1 protein-coding gene is annotated in these 270 nt (G+C 66.7%); it reads right to left on the reverse strand.

The genetic code is table 11. The features are described 5' to 3' along the window. Window positions 1–270, reverse strand: a 270-nt coding sequence (locus AC0CH8_RS18885) for a P-type ATPase actuator domain-containing protein (RefSeq protein WP_465241198.1), incomplete at both ends; no start/stop codon positions are given.

Here is a 270-nt window from a genome sequence, read left to right on the forward strand (position 1 = left end):
CCTCGCCGTTGATCGCCCCGGCTGTTACCGAGTCGCCCGGTGCCTTGGCTTGCGGCAGGCTTTCACCACTGATCAGTGCCTCGTCGGCGTGGCTGTCGCCTTCGAGCACTTTGCCGTCGACCGGAAATCGCTCGCCCGGCCTGACCAGTACCTGGTCGCCCAAGCTCAGTGCACTGACGGCAACTCGTTGCTCGATGCCGCCCTGCAGGCGCGTGGCCTCATCGGGGCGTAACGCCTGCAGCGCACGGATGGCACTGGTGGTCTGACGCT

It is taken from the genome of Sphingomonas sp. AC435 (genome assembly GCF_979253005.1).